Below are 17382 nucleotides of genomic sequence, written 5' to 3'. Positions count from 1 at the left end.
GGATTATATTTGTAAAACAATCAGTTAGATGAGAGTAAAACGTGTTTTACTCCGCCCAGGACATGCGATGCCAAAGAACGCCCGCGAAGACGGTCAGGTCGACCTCTTTCTTCCTCAGCTCACGACGCTGCCCCTCCGGGACCAGCGCGAGACGATGGAGCGGCCGTTCTTCTCTCTGTCCAAGCGCAAGCGCCTGAAGCCGATCGATTATGTAAGCCCCGACCGGAAGATCACCGTGCATGTCACGGCGAACTCGGAGTATGGGCTGGCGACGATCTACGATCTCGACATTCTCATCTACTGCGCGTCGGTGCTCATCGAACACAAGCGCCGCGGAACGAACGACATTCCCCAGACCCTGCATGTCGTGCCCTATGACATGCTCCGGACGCTTAAGCGCGAAGTTGGCGGGCGCGCCTATGATCTCCTCGGCAATGCGCTCGACAGGCTGCAGTCGACGACCGTCAAGACGAACATCCGCTCGGGAGACTCGGTCGAAACGACATTCTCCTGGATCGATAGCTATAGCCAGCTGAAGGATCGCACGGGCAATATCCGCGGCATGCGGATCACCCTCGCCAAATGGTTCTATGACGGCGTGCTCATGGAGGGCGGCGTCCTCGCGATCGATCCTGCGTATTTCTCGCTAACGGGCGGACGCGAGCGGTGGCTCTATCGGGTTGCCAGGAAGCATGCCGGCGGCGCTGGTTCCGATGGATTTGCCATTTCCATGCCCACCTTGTTCGAGAAATCCGGCGCTGAAGGCGACTACCGTCGGTTCAAGTTCGAGATGACCAAGATCGTGAAAGAGGATTCCCTACCCGGTTATTCGCTCGAGCTGGAATCGCGGGATGACGCTGAACCCTTCCTGCGCATGGTCCGCCGAGACCTGTCCCAGGAGGCAGTAGGAACCCCCTCCCCTGCCCCGGTCCCCGCGCCAGCTTCCAAAACCGTGTTGAGCAAAGCTTCGGCCGACGAACGGGAGATCGTCTTCCCTGACGGTCATATTGCGCACACACCGTTCGGCGCGATCGCTCGCGCCAACCTACCGAGCCCGCAGCGAGACTACGGCCTGGTGGCCAGCGACTTTCGTGCGTTCCTGCGTCAACGCGAGATCGCCTACAACGCCAAGAACATCACCCAGATATTCGCGACGTTCTGCTCCAAGCAGCGCCCTGCCCTCTAGGTCAACAGCCGCAGACCGTGGAACTGCCCGACCGACCGTTCCTGTAGTACCGCGTCAAACCCGCCGGCATCGCGGCTGACCAATCACCCTGCCCGGCGGCCCACCCTCACCTGCGGATTCTCCGCCCGATCCGTACGCCGTGATCGCAATAGGGTCCTCGCAATGGCGACGGTCAGTGAGACGTCCAGCGCCCGGCACTCAGAAATCTGAAAGCAGAACAGCACAACAGAGCGCGACCGCAAGATATCGGTATATTGGGAACGCGCGCCAGACGCCTGCAAGACGCGCCGAGGCCGGATCAGGCTGCACGACGTCAATGTTCAGGCTCGCCCGACGGTCACGGGAGCCACGCCGAGCGGGCGGGTAGGGGGCCTCTCCATGTTGACCAACAGATGCGCAAGGCCCTGAGCGCAAGGCCGTTCCTGAAATACCGTGAGAATGCCCCACACTGGCGGAGCCGGCGCCCAACTCCGTTGCGGGGCCACTGGAATAGCCGTTCCCCAAGTACCGTGTACGGCCCGATGAATTCGGTCCAAAGGCCAGGAGGGCGCCCGAACGGCCGGACGAAGTCGCTGCCGGCACGCACCTATGAGCCAGTCTCGCGCCATCGATTTAACCAAACGGCGATGTCCTACAGCGGCGAAGCACCCCAGAGGGCACCTCGGCGTTCCTGAAATACCGTGGCGAGTCGCTATTGCGAATCTGGGGTCGCCGAATCGATCCGTAAGCCGCTAACCCGCGGACGCAACCGCCCGCCAAATGAGGCAATCTGAAATAGCCTGAACGCTGGAAAAGACCCTGTTTTCCGGTATATAGGTCCCGGTAAAACGCATTTTACTCACAGGACAGCACGAGCCGAGGCACGGTATTTCAGGAACGCAGCACGGTACTTTGGGAACCGAATCACGGTTCAATGGGAACGGATAGCTAGGTACTTCGGGAACGGCCGAACGGTATTTTAGGAACGGGGCAATGCGCGCGACTCGTGATGAATCCGTGAGTCGCAGGCAAGCCGTCCACAGGCTAACTTTTGAACCTTAGAGTCTAAACGAAGTAACGCCGCCTGCGGCGCTTCCTCTCTTTGAAAGAGATTCAAGAGGGAAGGGGAAACGAACTCGGAAGGCTGCAACACAAGCGAGAGCATCATAGCAAGGCCGGTGGTGACGAATTCCAACGATGGTAGCGCCAGCCTGAAGAGTGTTTCGATTCGTGGCTTGACCGGATCGCGCGGCGCCACGACACCTCGCGCAGAACCTTGTTCCGCTATTTCGATTTCGATACCGATCCGGAAGATTATGATCCGGCGCGCGGCAAGCTCGACCTGCCGACGTGGCATCATGCGGCCATCGACGAACTCGTTACCGGGCTGGGATGGGCAGTGAATATCGGCAGCGCTGCGGTGATGGACGGTTTTTCCGCGTGGCCCGCGCATTGGTTGTTGCCACCCGCCCTGCGCCACTATGGGTGCGCATGCTGCTGGTCCGGCATGCTAGCCGAAGGGCGGTCGCTTCATATCGCAAGGAATGAATATCGAGCGCCAACTTGTGGTGTCACGAGCATCAATTGCCCTTGTCGGTGATGCCGGCATCCGATGGGTCTCGCCGCGATGACAGGCTTGCGACGTCGCTGGCACGCCTCGATAAGGCCGCGCGCGACTTGGCGCGTGCGGTGCGCCCGACGGGGCGGTCCGATCGGTCGCCATGCGGCGCGCGATTACGGACATGGCTTGTTCGGCTTCATAGGCAGCTCATTGGTGCAAAATTGGGTGGATGACGGTCGGCGTGGCGCGCTCGGCATGTAAATTTGCCCTGAGAAGCCCGTACAGCGCGATTTGAGGCCCTTGCTATAGTCGTGCCTGGCTCAGTGTCGTTTTGGCGCTGTAAGGGGCATTTGCGGGGACGCGATTTTCGCCGGATTTCAGCTTTCGCCGTCCGATCGATCGTCTCGATCGTCGTAGCGCGCCAGCAGGGCGTCGATCTGCGCGAGCGCGGCATCATAGTCCTCGAGCGCCTCACTCGAAAAGTGGCCCGGTTCATCGGTCAGCGCGGATGGCGCAAGGGGCGCCCGAGTGTGCGTAACCGAATAGAGCTTGACCCCCGACAGGGTTTCGATGGTCAGGTCGCCTGCCTGCGACAGGGCGGCAAGCATGGTCCGCACCCCGAGGCGGGTGGCGCCCAGCACGGCTTCGATCTGGGACGAACGCAGCGGGCCAAAGCCGGAGAGGAGGCCGTAGAGTTGCGGGGCACGTGAACTCGCGCGCTTCCCGCTATAACGATCGGCGAGGTCTCTGCATATGTCGCGGGCCTCAACCAGAAGGCTGTTGAGGTGATTCAGGGCATCGCGCAGCGCTTCGGACTGAACGATGGCGGCATGTGCCGGTTTTTCGTCGACGTCGGCCGCGCGCACCGTATCGAGCCGGATCAGGCCGTTCAGCGGCAGTACCGCACTCAATGCGCCGGTGGCTCGCAGATGGGCGGCAAAGGCGTATTCGACCGCCCAGCGCGGCGAGGGCGGCCGCGCCCGCTCAATCGCCACTTGTCGCCCACCGAGCGTGATCGGCTCGATTGCACGCTCGGCGGGGGCAAAGCGCGGACTTTGGCCGATGGCGCGGTGGAGGGCGGCCAGGGCCGCAAAGGGGAGGGGGGCCGGCTCCAGATCTGCCACCAGCGCCGCGGCCTCGTCGATGGCGGCCAGCGCGGCTTCGACGGCCGGATGGTTGTCGAGGTCCCGCAGGGCCAGACAGGCTTTTTCAAATCCACGTGCCGCGTCCGCCAGCGGCGCCCAGCTGCTGCGGGTCATCTCGGCGAGCAGGGTGGTCACCAGAGCGCGGGGGGCGAGGGCGAACTGGAGCGGTTCGTCGGAAAGTGGTACAAGCCCCGCGAACCAGGCATGGAAGCGAGCGTCGGTGAACGCATGCCCTTCCTGCCGCAGCGCCGAGATCAGCGTCTCGCGAATGAGACGCGCAGCGAGGATGGGATATATGTCGGGCGGACACCACGTGAGGGCGGCATCAAGCTGACCGAGGGCGCGGGCCGCGTGCACCTGGGTTGCGCACAGCGCCTCGATATCCGCGGGGGAGGGCGGTTGTCGCACGCCATAGAAGATAGCATTCATAATATATCGTTCACTATCAACAGGATACATGTGCCAGAGTGCTGCATTCTCTGTCGCGCCCAAAAAGCCTTGTTGTCCAGCATGCCATAATAGGTGACATTAGCGCGGGTATTTTTGCAGGATTCGGCGGCATGATCGAACGCAAACCTCCGCCTGCGCGCCGGCGTTCGGAAGGCGCGTTGGGAACAGGCGCGGACTTGTATCCGCTGTTTCGTCACTATGTTCCGCTTGAAGCGGCTCTGACGGCACAGGCGGTGACCGCGATTGCGGCGTCGACGGGGCTCAAGGAGCGACGAATTCGGGAACTTGCCAGGCGGTTCCGGCAGCATCCGGTCGCGGAATCACTGGCGCCCTTACCCAAAGGGCCAAAGGCGGGGAGCCGACGGGGAAGTCACGAGGTGCTGGATGCCATCGACACCCTGATTGGTGAGATCTACCTTCAGATGTCTGGCGCAAGTGTGAAGGAAACCGCGCGTCAGGTACGGGGACTGCTGATCGCCGACAATGGCGATTTTCGGTTCGAAGCTGCCACCGTGCCAAGCGAGCGGAGTATCGAGCGATCCATTTCGGCGATTTCGGAGCCGACGCGCGCGCGAACCAGCATGGGTTCGAAAGCGCGCAGTGCCCATGAGCCGCATGCCGGCGAATATGTGAGCAGTGGTTTTCTCGATCTTGTCCAGATGGACCATACGCGGGCCGACGTCATTCTGGTCGATAGTGTGCAGCGCCGCGAGCTCGGCCGGCCTTGGGTGACCTTGCTGATCGAGGTTCAGACCCGGTGCATCCTGGGCTTCTATGTGAGTTTTGGGGATCCTTCGATTTTCCGCTGTGGGCGCGCGATCGCCAATGCCCTCCTGCCCAAGGGACCGCTCCTTGCGGTGCTCGGTCTTGACGTCGATTACCCGATGTATGGCCTGTTCAAACGCCTGCATGCCGATCATGCGGCGCCGCATCGCGCGCAATCCTTCCGGTTTGCCTGTCTCTTCTACGGCATCGATCCGGATGTTCGGCCGCGAGGTCCTGCCCATTGGGGCGGCCATATCGAGCGCCTGATCGGGACGATGATGGGCAAGATGCGACTGCTACCCGGTGCGACGGGATCGAACGCCACCAAACGCGATGGCTACGATGCCGGGACGACCGCGACGATGACGATCGAGGAGTTCGAGCGCTGGTTCGTGCGGGCGATCTGCCTCTATCATGGCGAGCCGCATGCGGGCCTGGGCGGGCTAGCGCCGGCGCAGATATGGGCACGGGAGGCTACAGCGCACGGGCCGTTATTGCCGCCGGGCATCGACGGAACGGCTTTGACCCGCCGTTTTCTGCCATGGGTTGAGCGCACCATAAAAGCCTATGGCATCCAGATCGGCTACCGCCGTTATTGGCATGCGAGCCTTGCGCCGAGGATAGGCCAGAAGATCATGGTGCATGTCGACGAACGCACCATTCAGGAAGTCTATCCTGAAGTGGAGGGTGCTTTCGTCGCGGCCCAGGTGGTGGGGAGCTATCCGCAGGTCAGTCTGGCGGAATGGGAAGCGGCCCGCGCGGAGATTTCTCAGGCTGGCAGGGCCTATCAGGAGGGTGGGGTACGGGCCGAGACGGCCCGCCTGATTCACGCCAATCGTCGCGAGGTCCTGACCTCTGCTGCAAAAACCCGACGGATACGCGAAGCGCGCAAGCGTCAGGAGCGTGAGGGAACGTCGCATGGCGCCGTGGCGACCACCGCCGCTTCACCGTCCGAGGCCAACTGGGTTTCCGTGGCGGAATTGGGAGAGGACGGGTGGCTGAAGCGGATCGATCGATGATGGCCCCGAATGGCATCTCCGCTCTGTCGCAGGCCTTCTGGATCGATTTCGATGAGGCCAGGCAGCATGTCGAGACCTTGGTCGAGCTTGCCCATGACGAGCCGGATGAGCGGCCGCCCTGCGTGGTTCTGGTGGGGCAGTCGGGCATGGGGAAAACCTCGATTCTGCGCGAGACGCAGCGGCGGATTGTCCATGATTTTCCCGAACCGGCAGGCTTCGACGAGGCGCGCTACGAGCCGATGCTGCGCACGGTCATCCCCGCCGGCTCGACGGCGCTCAAGATCAACCTCACCTTACTGTGGAAGCAGGGCTGGCCGATCACCGGGAAGACCCAGCGCGTTGCGGACCTGAAGGTGGTCGAACTGCTGCGGCGCCAGCGCACTCGGCTTGTCGGTATCGACAATGTCCATGCCATCTTGACCGCCAGTGGCCGGGCGCGGCGCGACACTCTTGATGCGTTCCGTTTCCTGATGAGCGAAGGCAATGTGCCGATGGTCGTGGCGGGGCTTGATGTTGCTGCCGACATATTTTCCGAGGATGTCGAGCTTGCGTACCGCTCGATCATATTGCGGCTCAAACCCTGGTCGCAGGGCGAAGCGACGCAGCGGCTGATCCGCGCGCTCGGGCAGGGTATGCATCTGATCGAGCCGGAACGGCTTGCCGAGCCCGAGGTCGCAGCGTTTCTCTGGCAGAACAGCCTTGGCGTCACCGGCAACTTCAAGCGGCTGCTGCACTGGGGGCACAAGGTGGCGCGCCGGCACGGCCGCGAATGTGTCGAATTTTCCGATATCCGCGAGGCGGCAACACTGCTGCCGAACTATGCGGCGCGATGACCGCGCTCGGGCTAGAGCCGGAGCCGCTGGCGTTCCGGGTGCGCCCGCAGGTGGACGAGTGCTTTGATTCCTGGATCGATCGGGTGGCTTTCGCGCATGACACCACGCGGTCTGATCTGTTTCGGCATCTAGGCATCGAGGAAGCGCTGGCAAGGCAGGATCTTGCCCGAGGCCAAAGCGGTTTGGGGTTTGCCGAATATCTTCGCGTTCATCACATGGTCGAACGCCTTGCCTGGGCGGTGCAGATTGAGCCTTCGATCGTCAAAGGCACTTTTCTCAGCGTCGATGGGTCCGCCTTGTTGCCGCGCCGCATGCGCCAGTATGTCTGTGCCCGCTGCTGGCAGCAGGCCCGGCGGGACGGGCAACCGCGGATCATCCGCAAGGAATGGATATTGCGGATGAGCTGGCGGTGCCGGCTCCACGATGGTCTGCTTAGTCGGGTGCCGGTGGAAGAAGGGCCGATGTCCGATCGGGCTCTGGATGCCTGGCTTGTGGATGCACTCGCCGAGGCAGAGCGTGTGCGCGGGGGGATCGCCTATCGTGGGCGCCGGCTCGCGTGGAACGCGCTGTGTATCGACACGCTACTGCGGGGCAGCCTCAATCGCTTCAAGGGGGAGAAGCAGCATTACCTGGAACGCTTTCAGGGTAATCTGTTCCACTTCACGCGCCATCGCGTCGCCATGCTCGCGCTGGCCCACAGCCACCTCGACCGAGCGGTGTGGGGATTCGAGCGGTTGGTCGCGATGACGATGCCCGAACGTCCCGTGCAGAACGCAGCGTCGCTGCAACCGCCCACGCGGTTGCCGCGAAACTGGCGCATCGGCCGGGGTAGGGCTACGCCATGCCCCGTCGATTCGCACCTGTTCGATGTGGTGCTGGCCTATGCCCATGTGCAGGAGCGGCGCGATGTGTCGGCACCCGGGCGAACCCCACGTGGCCTATTGTCCGCTCCTGGCTCTCGAAGGCGCGCTGCGAGGGCGCCGTAAGCTCCATTTGCGCATAAAATGCCCTGTGAAGCCCGTAGAGCGCGCCGAACGGGTGTAGGCATTTGCCTATCCGAATGGTTGTTTTCGCGCTCGGAGGCCGGTCTTTGGAGAGACTTATTTTTTCTCTATATGTCAGTTAGTTGGGGCAAAACCGGTCGGAGACCCGACGCCCAGCAGGTCGAGCCGGGCGTCCAGCGCCGCCATTTCGGCATCGAAGGTGGCCAGCACGGTATCGAGGGCAGGGGAGGACGGAGGCGGCGTGCGCGGCCGCCCGCGGTCGGGGGCTATCAGCCCCAGCGCTAAAGCGACATCGGGGGTAACGTAGGAGCGCCAGGTGCCGCGCCCCGATATCTCGACGAGGAGATCGAGACGGGTGGCGCGGTCGAGCAGCTTGCCGGCGCCGGAGACGGTGATACCGAGCAGGGGGGCGACGCTGCGTGCGGCCAGGCAGGGTCGGGCCAGCGCGAGGCGGCCGAGTTTGGCGAGCGCGCCGGGCCGGTGCTCGGCGGCGATCGCGGCGGCGCTGCGCCGGGCCCCCGCCTCAAGGCGGTCGAGCCGCGCGAGGCCGTCCTCGGCCGATCGGCGCAGTTGCTTGCATAGCCGTTTCAGCACCGCCGTTCTTGGATCGAGCGCGAAGCGCTGGCCGGGACCGCCGGCGACGAGGCAGGGCAGGGGGCTTGCGGTGATCCCTATGCGGCGCAGCACGATCGGCAAGCCGAGCCAGGGCGCGCTACTGCGGTCGGTGAGCGCCCAGGCATCGAGCAGGGTGAGCGCGCGGACGAGGACGGGCGCCTCGCGCCAGCCTGCGGGCGGATCGAACGTGAAAGGTAAGTCCTCGCGCCAGTGCCGCCCCTCAGGTTCTGCGAGGCGCGCGAGCCAGGGCCCATAGGCGTCGAAAGGCGTGCCGGTAGTTTGGGGCAAGGGGCGGCCCGCGAGCCGCAGGCCGCACTGCTCGGCAATAATGTCGATTTCCTCGAGCTCCAGCTGCTGGAGCCGAAGCGCGGTGGCATAACCGGCCCAGCTGGCCCGCAATGTCCAGGCGGGGGCGAACGGACTCACGCAAATCCGGGCATCGAGGCGGGCGATCGCGGCCATCGCCTCGCCCAGCGCGGCGGCAAGATCGGGCGTCCAGGCGAGCGCTGTGAAGGGCAAAGGCGGGCGCGTCATGGCCTGATACTAGACTGAAAGGTGCGGTTCAGTCCATCTACTCGCATCCGCAGTAGTGATAATAGATGCTTATCGTGCCTCTGTACTGCCGCACATCCCCCTGCTAGGCTCGGCGCCATGACGCAAAAGCGCCTTTCTACCACCGCCATCCCGGCTGCCACTGCCCGGCGCATCACGCCTGCGGACCTGATCGCCGACGTGCGCACGCTGGTGGGGCAGGGCGCTGCGGCCGCCGCCGCCCTCGACGAGGGCCTGCTCGATGCCGCCATGCGCGCCTGGTCGGCGAACACCCGCCGCGCCTTCGCCTCCGACCTCGCGCTGTGGAGCCGGTGGTGCGCGGCGCACCGGGTCTTGCCGGCGCGGGCGCAGCCGGAGCATGTCGCCGCCTGGATCCGCACGCTTGCCGGACTCGATGCCAGCGACACCAAACCGCGGGCGATGGCGACGATCGACCGCTACCTCGTCCATGTGGGCTGGGCCTACCGCATGGCAGGGCTACCCGATCCCACCGCGGGGCCGCTGATCAAGTTCGAGCGCAAGGCGGCGCGCAACCACCTCGGTGTGCGCCAGCGCCAGGCACGCGGCATTCGCTTCAAGGGCGACATTGCCGATCTCGACAGCCCGGCCACGGGCGTATGTCTTGCCAACCTGCTCAAGGGCTGCGGGCGTGACGAACACGCCCTGCGCGATGCTGCGCTGCTGCGCATCGCCTACGACACCGGCATGCGCCGCTCCGAGCTCGTCGCGATCGAGGTCGCGCATATCGATGGACCCGACGCCGAAGGGGCCGGGGTGGTGCACATCCCCAGCAGCAAGACCGACCGGGCGCAGGCCGGGGCCGAAGCCTACCTGGCGCCGGCGACGATGGTCGCGATCACGCGCTGGCGTGCGGCGGCCGGCATCGACCAAGGGCCGCTGCTGCGCCGGATCGTGCGCCACTTCGACGGTACGCTCGATAGGATCGGGGCAGGGCGGCTGCACCCCAACAGCATCACCCTCATCTACAAGCGGATCATCCGCCGCGCCTGGGAGAAGAAGCTCTTGGGTGCGATGAGCGAGGACGAGCTCGAACGCTGGCTGAAAGCGGTATCGTCGCACTCGATCCGCGTCGGTGTGGCGCAGGACAATTTTGCTGCGGGCGAGGGGCTGCCGGCGATTATGCAGGCCTATCGCTGGAATGATGCCCGCACGGTCATGCGCTACGGGGCGCGGCTCGCGGTCAAGAGCGGTGCCAGCGCGCGTCTGGCCAGGCGCCTCGGGCAAACGGACTTAGCCGTCAGGGGCGAAAATTGATGCTGGTCTTCGCGTCCTCGATCAAGTCCAGGGCGCGCTGAAAGAGCGTGGGGTCGCCTGCAGTCATGACTTCCAGCGCGCGGAGCTTTTCGCGAAGGTAGACCTTCGCAAACCCAGGATTGCCGGCAACGATGGATTTGGTATTGCTGATAAAGTCTGCGAGCTTCACCGTCTGGGCAGCAGGGGAGATGGTGCCGAGCCGTGCTGCTTCTGCCGCCTTGCGGGTGGCTCTGTTCCCTTCGTGGCACTGATCGGTCAGTTCCATCACCAGACCCGCCACGGTCTCGCCGAATTCGCGGCCAATGTCCTCGCGCGTTACGGCAGTATCCTCGATCGTGTCGTGGAGCAGGGCGGCTGCCAGCATCTCATCGGTATGGGGAACGCTGCGAACGATCTCCATGACCTCGATTGGGTGGGTTATGTAGGGCTCACCAGTGTATTTGCGGACATGATTGATGCTCCCGTGTGCGTCTGTCGCAAACTGAAGTGCTTTCGAAACGAGTTGGGATTTCATCGAAGCGGCTCTCGTGCGGAGGGTAGAAATTTTGGGATGGGCACTCTGTAGACGCATTCTCTTTGAAAACCATTATCCAATGTAGAACCCGTCATGAGTCGTCCGAGACAGATGATCTCGGCGCGGTTTTTGCATTCGCATATATGCCCTACCAGGATGGGCCTCTCAGCATGCCAGTCGAAAGAACCCTCGCCTACCGTTATGGATGCAGTCTACTCTGGCGCGCAAATCGTCGTGTATTGCATGCCAATGTGCTCTACTTTGGCGTCCGACAATTGCGCTTATTGCATGACCATATGCATTGGGCTATACCCGGGCGAGATCTGGAAAACTGGCGGAAATCAGCGAATCCCGGGAAGGTTCTTCGAAGGTGGAAGGCAAACCGATAGACCCTGTCCCAGCATGGCTCCCGTCCGCGGGTCTATCACTTGCGGCCAGAGCGAAGCTTTCTGCCGAAGATCGGCACAATCAACCCGAAGCGGCGAGCATCCTGGTTCCTCTGGTCACCTCGCTGCGCACCGCCGAGCCGGTGGTGGTCGATGCGGCCTTGCTCGACGCTTTCCAGGCTGCAGCCTCGAAGCACACACTCGCCGCGCTGCGTTCCGACCTCTCCGCCTTCGACCTGTGGTGCCGCCAGCATCGCCGGATCACCGTGCCTGCGGGGCCCGGGGACGTTGCCGATTATCTCAGGTCGCGGGCAGGGCAAGGGGCAAAGCCCGCATCGCTCGCCCGCTACAAGGCGTCGATCGCGCGGCTGCACCAGTTGCTGGGGCTCGTTGATCCCACCGTAGCGCCGATGGTCAAGCTGACGCTCGCTGCGATCCGCAAGGACAAGGGCGTCGCCCAGCGGCAGGCCGCGCCGCTCCGCTTCAAGGGACCGGTCTCCGATGTCGAGCGCGATCCGGCGCGCGGCCTCAATCTGCGCGCCTTGCTGGAAAGCTGCGGTGCCGACCCCGTCGGTCTGCGCGACCGGGCTCTGCTTAGCCTTGCTTACGATACCGGGCTGCGGGCCAGTGAACTGGTGGCCGTGAGGCTCGCTGACATCCTCCCGGCAACCGATCGCGATGCGCGGCTTCTGGCGATCCCACGCAGCAAGGGCGACCCGGACGGGGAGGGGGCAACAGCTTTCCTGTCCCCGCGCACGGTCCGCGCGCTCGAAACATGGCTTGAGGAATCCGGTATCACGCAAGGGCCGGTGTTTCGGAGGGTGTACGTCCGGCGCTACAAGGCACGGCCGCGTCAACCGGGGCGCGATCTTGCGACCCTGTCGGGGCGTGAGGGCTATGACTGGCGCAAGGCGCTCCCCAGGCCAGCGGTCGAAGCGCGTACCGAATACAGTGTCGGCAATACGGCGCTGCATCCGGGCTCGATCGGGCCGATCTGGCGCGCGATCATACGCCGCGCATTCGACAGCGGGGCCTTGCCCGATCTTACCCGTGATGATCTGGAGCACTGGCTGAAGCGGATCAGCGGGCACTCCACACGGGTCGGGCTCAACCAGGATCTTTTCGCCAGCGGCGAGGATCTTGCCGGGATTATGGATGCGCTGCGCTGGAAGAGCCCGCGCATGCCGCTCGCCTACAATCGCAACCTCGCCGCAGAAAACGGCGCGGCGGGGAGGCTAATGAAAAAGCTGGGCTGAGGTGGAGCAGGGGGGCGGCAGCCACAGCGCTTCAGGGCCTGAGGCTGCCGCGTTATGCTTTAGGCTTGAGTACGCGTGGGCTCCGCAAATCCGCTCGGCCGTGCGCGTTCAAGCTTGTCTGCTTCGCGGCGGTCGGCATACTTCTTGTAAGCATATCCGCCTGCCGCCACGGCAATCAGGCTCAGCGGACTTAGTCGACGCAGTAATGTCGGCACGGCCACGCCGAGAAGTGCACCGCCCGATCCATTGAGGCCCTGTACGTGCTTCGAGGCGTGGCTGCCGGCGATCGCCCCGATAATCTTGCCAATCATGCGATGGTCTCCTTCGCTTTCATCAAGGGAGTACAGGCAGATTGGTTCCGGGCCGTTCGCTCGGAAAGAGAAGGCGTCCTGCAATTCAGTCAAGCCGGAGGTGGGATCTGCATGTCCTGTAGAGCGGCTGAAATCATCGCTGCCAGCGTTTCCTCGGCGCGCGCGCGGATCGCCGCATCCTTTGCCTCGAGGTCGTGGCGAACCCATTGCGGGGCACGTTCGATGACCTGAAGAATGGTTGTAGTGAACGGATAATCCATGGATCAGCCTATGGGCACAAGCCGTGTACCCTGTCCACTAGATACGGGGCGAAACAGTTTCGTTGTTACCGATAGTGAATGGGTCGATGTCGGTGCACGAGGCACAATGGTCGCGCAGAGATACGTGGTACAGGGCGCGCTCGACCTTGTTAAATCCGACGAGGTTGTCTGTCGTCGTGATCGTACTGCATGCCATGGGGCCATCGAATTGATGCCGGCCAGATGTCGAGACCGGGCAGGGTGTGGATAACTTTGCGGATAATGGGCGGAGAACTTGCGGATACACAGTGGATCGCTCGATGATCATCGGCGAACCAAGGTCAGATCCTTCCCTGTCGGAAGTCTGTTTCGAAACAGAAAAGCCGACCCAAAGGCCGGCTTGAAAAGTTTTGGGAGAGGATGCCTGAAAGGCATGGCGGCATATGATAGCAGGGCAGGGGTTTGGCAATTGCGCGGATTGCACTGGAGCGCCCGTTCCGTGCATGCGTTCTTTCAGCCATCCCATCGGCGCTGTCAGTTGAAGGAACAATGTGCCGGTCTTCTGACGAACGAATACCATCCAGTGTATGGTTTGGGTGCGATTCAAATCGGCGCAGCCGCCAAAACGGGCAGTTTCCCTCTTGTGTTAAGTTCTTTTGCTCGTGAAAAGCGAGCCGTCGCAATCTCCAGATCCATAAAACGCTGCAGGAGCATTATCTACTATGGCCGAAACCGAAAACCCCGCCGATCTCACGGCACTGACTGTAGAACTCCTCAGCGCCTATCTCACCAATAACACTGTCGGATCCGAGGATTTGCCCCGACTGATCCGGGAGACCCGTCTCGCTCTGACCGAAGATACGGCACCCAAGCCGGTTATGGAGGAACAGCAGACGTTCACGCCGGCGGTGTCGATCCGCAAGAGCCTGTCGTCGAGTGCGCATATCGTTAGCCTCATCGACGGCAAGCCGTACAAGACGCTCAAGCGCCATCTGGCGTCGAACGGGTTGACCCCGGAGGCCTATAGGGAGCGGTACAAGCTGCCCGCCGACTATCCGATGGTCGCTCCGGACTTCACAGCCAAGCGCCGCGCCATTGCCGAGCGGATCGGTCTTGGCAATCGTCCGAAGCCTGCTGTTTCGGAGAGCGCCGAGAAGCCGGTCACCGCGGCTGCATCTGCCGCGAATGCCGAGCCGGTTACCGACGGCAAGCCAGCAAAAGCGGAAACCTCGGCGGCCAAAACGCCAACCGGCAAGGGCGCATCGCCGAAATCGGTAAAACCTGCAGGCAAGTTGAAGCGGAAGGCGGCTCCCAAGCCAACCAAAGTTGACGGGGATGCGCCAGTCGTTGCTGCCTCTGAAGGTGACAAGGCTCCATCGGTCGAGCCGGTCGCACCCGAGGCGAAAGCCAAGCCCAAGAGCAGCTCGACTTCCGAAGTGACCGGAGTGAAACCCACCCCAAAGAAGCGTGCGGCGGGGAAAGGCTCACAGGCGGACGGCGCGTCGGCTGCTATCGCTGCGGCAACTCCGTCGGCAGCGCCGGAACCCGATGCGAAGCCGCCACGCAAGCCGCGCGGCAAGCTGGGGCTGTTCGGCAAAGGGCAGGCGACGCCCAGTGAAGGTGCTCCCGCTGCTGAGGGCGAAACCAACTCTGAACCGCTGCAGGCCGACAAGCCGGGCAAAGCGCCGAGGCCCAAGCGCATGGCGCGTACGCCCAAGCCGACCACGGACGACGCGAGCTGAATCTCGGCCCCACTCACCGGGCCAGTACTGCTCGGACATAACGAATCTGGCGGTGGATACTGAGGCCCGCGCCCATCAAAGAAGAAGGAACTGCTATGAATAACAATGATCTGGCCGAAGCGATCGCCACCGACGCCGGCCTTACCAAGGCGGATGCCCGCAAGGTCGTCGACGCCGTGTTCGATGCGATCGCTGATGCAGCGGCCAAGGGTGAGGAGATTTCGCTCAACGGCTTCGGCAAATTCAAGGTGAAGGATACGCCGGAGCGTGAAGGACGTAATCCTGCCACCGGCGAAGCGATGACGATCAAGGCGGCGCGCAAGCTTGCTTTCACACCCGCCAAGGGAGTGAAAGACAAGCTCAACGGTTAATTCTCGGGAGGCGGCGTTTCAGGAAAAGACCGCCTCCCTCTTTGTTCTTACAAACCTATGGCTGTCTCGTAGTGGGCACGGCTTACCTTTCCGCCCGCCGTGATCAGCTTGGCCCATTGACGATTGGCAAAGGGCACGGCGGATTATCCGGCAGGTGCATGCCGCGACTTCTGTTTATCTGCTTGAGGAGATCAATCGCCGCGAGCAGGTTCGACCCGCTGCCCGAGGCCTTGAACGTAAACGTGTCGAGGAAGTTGCTGGAAAACCGACGCAGCGTTGCGTATCGTTCGGTGGCCGAAATCAGGGTGTCCTCCTGGGTGAGATCAGCCAAGGCATCGACGTGAGGACGGGCCGCCATCAAGCGGTGCCAACCTACCATTTCATCGATCAGGACTAGAGGATCGCCGCCGGTTTCCTCCGCCATGTCGAGTGCGGTGATAGTCGCTCCGAACAGCCGCATCAGTTTGCCGACGGATGGTGCGGTTTGCTGATACCGTCGTTCCTGCCCCGCTTGGCGCGGGCGAACAGTCCGCCGATCAGGCGTTCGAACATCAGGATCGCCGCATCGGCAAGTTTGACTTCAAGTGCGACTACTGCGGCTGCCAGCGTTGCCCTGCGGCGATTCCGGAAATAGTCGGCAAGTAGAAACGGGGGAGCTACACCGCCTTCGCGCATGAACTGGCTGAAGCGGAATCCTGTTGTGGCAAGGCTGATCCCTGGATCAATTCCAAGCTGCCGTAAATGTTTCAAGCGCGTAAGCAGCGCGTTCATGTTCTTGGCCGATGGTGATCCGGGCATGTCCCGAAGCCACGCCAAGGGAGTTATATCTAGCGCAGGGTCACCGACCAGGAGCGCATCGAGCGATGCCAATGTTGCGTCGTCCAACTCCGCGACGATCTCTGCGGCCGCAAGCTTGCGAGCACGGGCCCGGCCGGCAAGCCCGGACCGTTCGAGGGTGTCGGGAGGCGGCAGAATGAACCGGTCCGCCCTGAGACTGTCCATCAGGGACAGGGCAATGGTCTCTCCACGGTCGCTCAGCATTGCTGTCCGGCATGCCAGGTCGATAGCGTAGGCAACATCGGTGCGCGTGAATGGGTGGAGACCGAGGATATTGGCTGCTGCGGCGCTATGATCGGTTTGTGTCTGCGGGCGTTGACCGTAGTGTTCGAATATGTCCGGCGAGACGCAAAGCTGTGCAGCTAGGTAGCTGAGTATAGCCTGCGGGATAGGGATATCCGAGTTGGTGCGCAGCCCAAGCCCCGAGCGGCGCGGCAGCACGAGGTGAACAGCGACACCGAGCCGATTGACACCACCTCGACGCTTGCCGATGGCATCGAGATCTTCGGTCGGCAGGGTGCAGTTTCTGACGATCGAAAAGTGATCCGTTCGCAGCAGGAAAAGCCGCTCGAGTTCGTGCCGCGAGAGAAGATTGCGCCGCGCCATGTCACCTCATCCGAGTCGGGGTGCCCCTGTTCGGTCACGCTAGACCCGGTTGCCAGGGGAGGCATGCACAAAGATAAGGTTAAGCGTTCGTGATTTGTCCAGCTTAGCGTTGTCTGGCGAACAAACCTTGAGGGGCCCGCTACATTGATGCGGCGGCTGTTCGCCGGCGATCTGCGGCGGACCACTCTGCTGCTGGCGGCAGCCTATTTCTGCCATCTCATGACGTTCTACTTCATCCTGAAATGGGTGCCCAAAATCGTGGTCGACATGGGGTACGCGCTCTCTGCCGCAGGTGGCGTGCTGGTCTATGCGAACATCGGCGTTTTGGCCGGAGCCTTGCTGCTTAGTGCGCTGACGCTGAAACTACCGCTGTGCCCGATCATGATCGGGACTTTGAGCTTGTCGACGGCGATGGTCGCATGGTTCAGTCAGGGACAGGCAGACCTGTCGTGCCTTACATTCACGGGGGGCGTCGGCAGGTTTCTTCACCAATGCCGGGATGGTCGGTTTCTACGCCGTGATTGCCGCCTCCTTCCCCACCGAGGCGCGAGGCGGGGGCACCGGCTTCGTGAGCGGCGTCGGTCGCGGTGGCGCGGCGCTGGGACCAGTCATTGCAGGGTTCATGTTCCAGGCCGGATTGGGGCTCAGCGGAGTGGCGCTTGCCATGGCCCTCGGCTCGCTGATCGCTGCCGCCGCAATCATCGGCTCGCCGACGGCGACTGCACCGAAAGCTTGA

17 protein-coding genes are annotated in these 17382 nt (G+C 62.9%); 9 read left to right on the top strand and 8 right to left on the bottom strand.

Going from position 1 to position 17382, the window contains the following annotated elements; genetic code table 11:
• The first annotated feature begins 67 nt into the window (after positions 1-67).
• Positions 68-1186, top strand: coding sequence for a replication initiator protein A (locus FE851_RS23675; RefSeq protein WP_017183331.1), 1119 nt, complete (start codon positions 68-70; stop codon positions 1184-1186).
• A 958-nt stretch (positions 1187-2144) separates the two neighbouring features.
• Here FE851_RS23675 and FE851_RS23670 read toward each other — a convergent pair.
• Both FE851_RS23670 and FE851_RS23665 read right to left on the bottom strand, forming a co-directional pair.
• Complete coding sequence (locus tag FE851_RS23670; RefSeq protein ID WP_137903204.1) at positions 2145-2618, bottom strand: hypothetical protein; 474 nt, start codon at positions 2616-2618, stop codon at positions 2145-2147.
• A 485-nt stretch (positions 2619-3103) separates the two neighbouring features.
• Positions 3104-4300, bottom strand: coding sequence for a hypothetical protein (locus FE851_RS23665; protein ID WP_145206800.1), 1197 nt, complete (start codon positions 4298-4300; stop codon positions 3104-3106).
• A gap of 131 nt (positions 4301-4431) precedes the next feature.
• On the opposite strand from FE851_RS23665, the gene FE851_RS23660 reads away from it, so the two are divergent.
• Genes FE851_RS23660 through FE851_RS23650 form a run of 3 tightly spaced genes read left to right on the top strand, consistent with a single transcriptional unit; the run spans position 4432 to position 7924 of the window.
• Positions 4432-6105, top strand: a complete 1674-nt coding sequence (locus tag FE851_RS23660) for a Mu transposase C-terminal domain-containing protein (protein WP_145206799.1) — start codon at positions 4432-4434, stop codon at positions 6103-6105.
• Entirely contained in the window at positions 6102-6938 is an 837-nt protein-coding gene (locus tag FE851_RS23655) for a TniB family NTP-binding protein (protein WP_261371173.1), read from the top strand. The genes FE851_RS23660 and FE851_RS23655 overlap by 4 nt, the downstream gene beginning before the upstream one ends.
• Positions 6935-7924 carry a TniQ family protein gene (locus tag FE851_RS23650; RefSeq protein ID WP_186378974.1) on the top strand — a complete coding sequence of 330 codons (990 nt, stop codon included), beginning with the start codon at positions 6935-6937 and terminating at the stop codon, positions 7922-7924. The genes FE851_RS23655 and FE851_RS23650 overlap by 4 nt, the downstream gene beginning before the upstream one ends.
• A 132-nt stretch (positions 7925-8056) precedes the next feature.
• Here FE851_RS23650 and FE851_RS23645 read toward each other — a convergent pair whose 3' ends face one another.
• Positions 8057-9091, bottom strand: coding sequence for a hypothetical protein (locus FE851_RS23645; RefSeq protein ID WP_145206797.1), 1035 nt, complete (start codon positions 9089-9091; stop codon positions 8057-8059).
• Positions 9092-9208: 117 nt separating this feature from the next.
• On the opposite strand from FE851_RS23645, the gene FE851_RS23640 reads away from it, so the two are divergent.
• Positions 9209-10384, top strand: a complete 1176-nt coding sequence (locus FE851_RS23640) for a tyrosine-type recombinase/integrase (RefSeq protein ID WP_145206796.1) — start codon at positions 9209-9211, stop codon at positions 10382-10384.
• On the opposite strand, the gene FE851_RS23635 is transcribed toward FE851_RS23640, so the two are convergent.
• On the bottom strand, positions 10368-10898 hold the full coding sequence (locus tag FE851_RS23635; RefSeq protein WP_010335326.1) for an HD domain-containing protein: 531 nt from the start codon (positions 10896-10898) through the stop codon (positions 10368-10370). The genes FE851_RS23640 and FE851_RS23635 overlap by 17 nt on opposite strands.
• A gap of 487 nt (positions 10899-11385) precedes the next feature.
• On the opposite strand from FE851_RS23635, the gene FE851_RS23630 reads away from it, so the two are divergent.
• A complete protein-coding gene (locus FE851_RS23630) occupies positions 11386-12540 on the top strand; it encodes a tyrosine-type recombinase/integrase (protein WP_145206807.1) in 1155 nt (384 codons plus the stop codon).
• 59 nt (positions 12541-12599) lie between these two features.
• Here FE851_RS23630 and FE851_RS23625 read toward each other — a convergent pair whose 3' ends face one another.
• Together FE851_RS23625 and FE851_RS26390 are read right to left on the bottom strand one after the other, a co-directional pair.
• Entirely contained in the window at positions 12600-12851 is a 252-nt protein-coding gene (locus FE851_RS23625; protein WP_103097445.1) for a hypothetical protein, read from the bottom strand.
• Positions 12852-12940: 89 nt separating this feature from the next.
• Complete coding sequence (locus FE851_RS26390) at positions 12941-13111, bottom strand: DUF6771 family protein (RefSeq protein ID WP_170065968.1); 171 nt, start codon at positions 13109-13111, stop codon at positions 12941-12943.
• A gap of 701 nt (positions 13112-13812) precedes the next feature.
• Between FE851_RS26390 and FE851_RS23620 the strand changes: the two genes are divergently transcribed.
• Both FE851_RS23620 and FE851_RS23615 read left to right on the top strand, forming a co-directional pair.
• Entirely contained in the window at positions 13813-14832 is a 1020-nt protein-coding gene (locus FE851_RS23620; protein ID WP_103097434.1) for a MucR family transcriptional regulator, read from the top strand.
• Between the two features lie 95 nt (positions 14833-14927).
• A complete protein-coding gene (locus tag FE851_RS23615; protein WP_103097437.1) occupies positions 14928-15203 on the top strand; it encodes an HU family DNA-binding protein in 276 nt (91 codons plus the stop codon).
• 103 nt (positions 15204-15306) lie between these two features.
• Here the strand turns inward: FE851_RS23615 and FE851_RS23610 are convergent, their stop codons facing one another.
• Both FE851_RS23610 and FE851_RS23605 read right to left on the bottom strand, forming a co-directional pair.
• Positions 15307-15663, bottom strand: coding sequence for a hypothetical protein (locus FE851_RS23610; protein WP_145206795.1), 357 nt, complete (start codon positions 15661-15663; stop codon positions 15307-15309).
• A complete protein-coding gene (locus tag FE851_RS23605) occupies positions 15663-16646 on the bottom strand; it encodes a DUF4158 domain-containing protein (protein WP_145206794.1) in 984 nt (327 codons plus the stop codon). The genes FE851_RS23610 and FE851_RS23605 overlap by 1 nt, the downstream gene beginning before the upstream one ends.
• Positions 16647-17145: 499 nt before the next feature.
• Here FE851_RS23605 and FE851_RS23600 point away from each other — a divergent pair, with 499 nt between their 5' ends.
• Positions 17146-17382: a hypothetical protein gene (locus FE851_RS23600; RefSeq protein WP_103098051.1), complete on the top strand. Its 237-nt coding sequence runs from the start codon at positions 17146-17148 to the stop codon at positions 17380-17382.

The sequence above is a fragment of the Sphingobium sp. B2 genome, assembly GCF_007693735.1.
Taxonomy (GTDB): domain Bacteria; phylum Pseudomonadota; class Alphaproteobacteria; order Sphingomonadales; family Sphingomonadaceae; genus Sphingobium; species Sphingobium xenophagum.
This window is presented reverse-complemented; position numbering and strand designations above follow the sequence as displayed.

Bases quoted from the DNA above. Each gene is read 5' to 3' on its own strand.
- FE851_RS26390 (WP_170065968.1), bottom strand. From the start codon at position 13,111: ATGGATTATCCGTTCACTACAACCATTCTTCAGGTCATCGAACGTGCC.
- FE851_RS23610 (WP_145206795.1), bottom strand. From the start codon at position 15,663: ATGCGGCTGTTCGGAGCGACTATCACCGCACTCGACATGGCGGAGGAA.
- FE851_RS23605 (WP_145206794.1), bottom strand. From the start codon at position 16,646: ATGGCGCGGCGCAATCTTCTCTCGCGGCACGAACTCGAGCGGCTTTTC.
- FE851_RS23625 (WP_103097445.1), bottom strand. From the start codon at position 12,851: ATGATTGGCAAGATTATCGGGGCGATCGCCGGCAGCCACGCCTCGAAG.
- FE851_RS23620 (WP_103097434.1), top strand. From the start codon at position 13,813: ATGGCCGAAACCGAAAACCCCGCCGATCTCACGGCACTGACTGTAGAA.
- FE851_RS23635 (WP_010335326.1), bottom strand. From the start codon at position 10,898: ATGAAATCCCAACTCGTTTCGAAAGCACTTCAGTTTGCGACAGACGCA.
- FE851_RS23665 (WP_145206800.1), bottom strand. From the start codon at position 4,300: ATGAATGCTATCTTCTATGGCGTGCGACAACCGCCCTCCCCCGCGGAT.
- FE851_RS23650 (WP_186378974.1), top strand. From the start codon at position 6,935: ATGACCGCGCTCGGGCTAGAGCCGGAGCCGCTGGCGTTCCGGGTGCGC.
- FE851_RS23645 (WP_145206797.1), bottom strand. From the start codon at position 9,091: ATGACGCGCCCGCCTTTGCCCTTCACAGCGCTCGCCTGGACGCCCGAT.
- FE851_RS23660 (WP_145206799.1), top strand. From the start codon at position 4,432: ATGATCGAACGCAAACCTCCGCCTGCGCGCCGGCGTTCGGAAGGCGCG.
- FE851_RS23670 (WP_137903204.1), bottom strand. From the start codon at position 2,618: ATGCGCGGGCCACGCGGAAAAACCGTCCATCACCGCAGCGCTGCCGAT.
- FE851_RS23675 (WP_017183331.1), top strand. From the start codon at position 68: ATGCCAAAGAACGCCCGCGAAGACGGTCAGGTCGACCTCTTTCTTCCT.
- FE851_RS23600 (WP_103098051.1), top strand. From the start codon at position 17,146: ATGGTCGGTTTCTACGCCGTGATTGCCGCCTCCTTCCCCACCGAGGCG.
- FE851_RS23615 (WP_103097437.1), top strand. From the start codon at position 14,928: ATGAATAACAATGATCTGGCCGAAGCGATCGCCACCGACGCCGGCCTT.
- FE851_RS23640 (WP_145206796.1), top strand. From the start codon at position 9,209: ATGACGCAAAAGCGCCTTTCTACCACCGCCATCCCGGCTGCCACTGCC.
- FE851_RS23655 (WP_261371173.1), top strand. From the start codon at position 6,102: ATGATGGCCCCGAATGGCATCTCCGCTCTGTCGCAGGCCTTCTGGATC.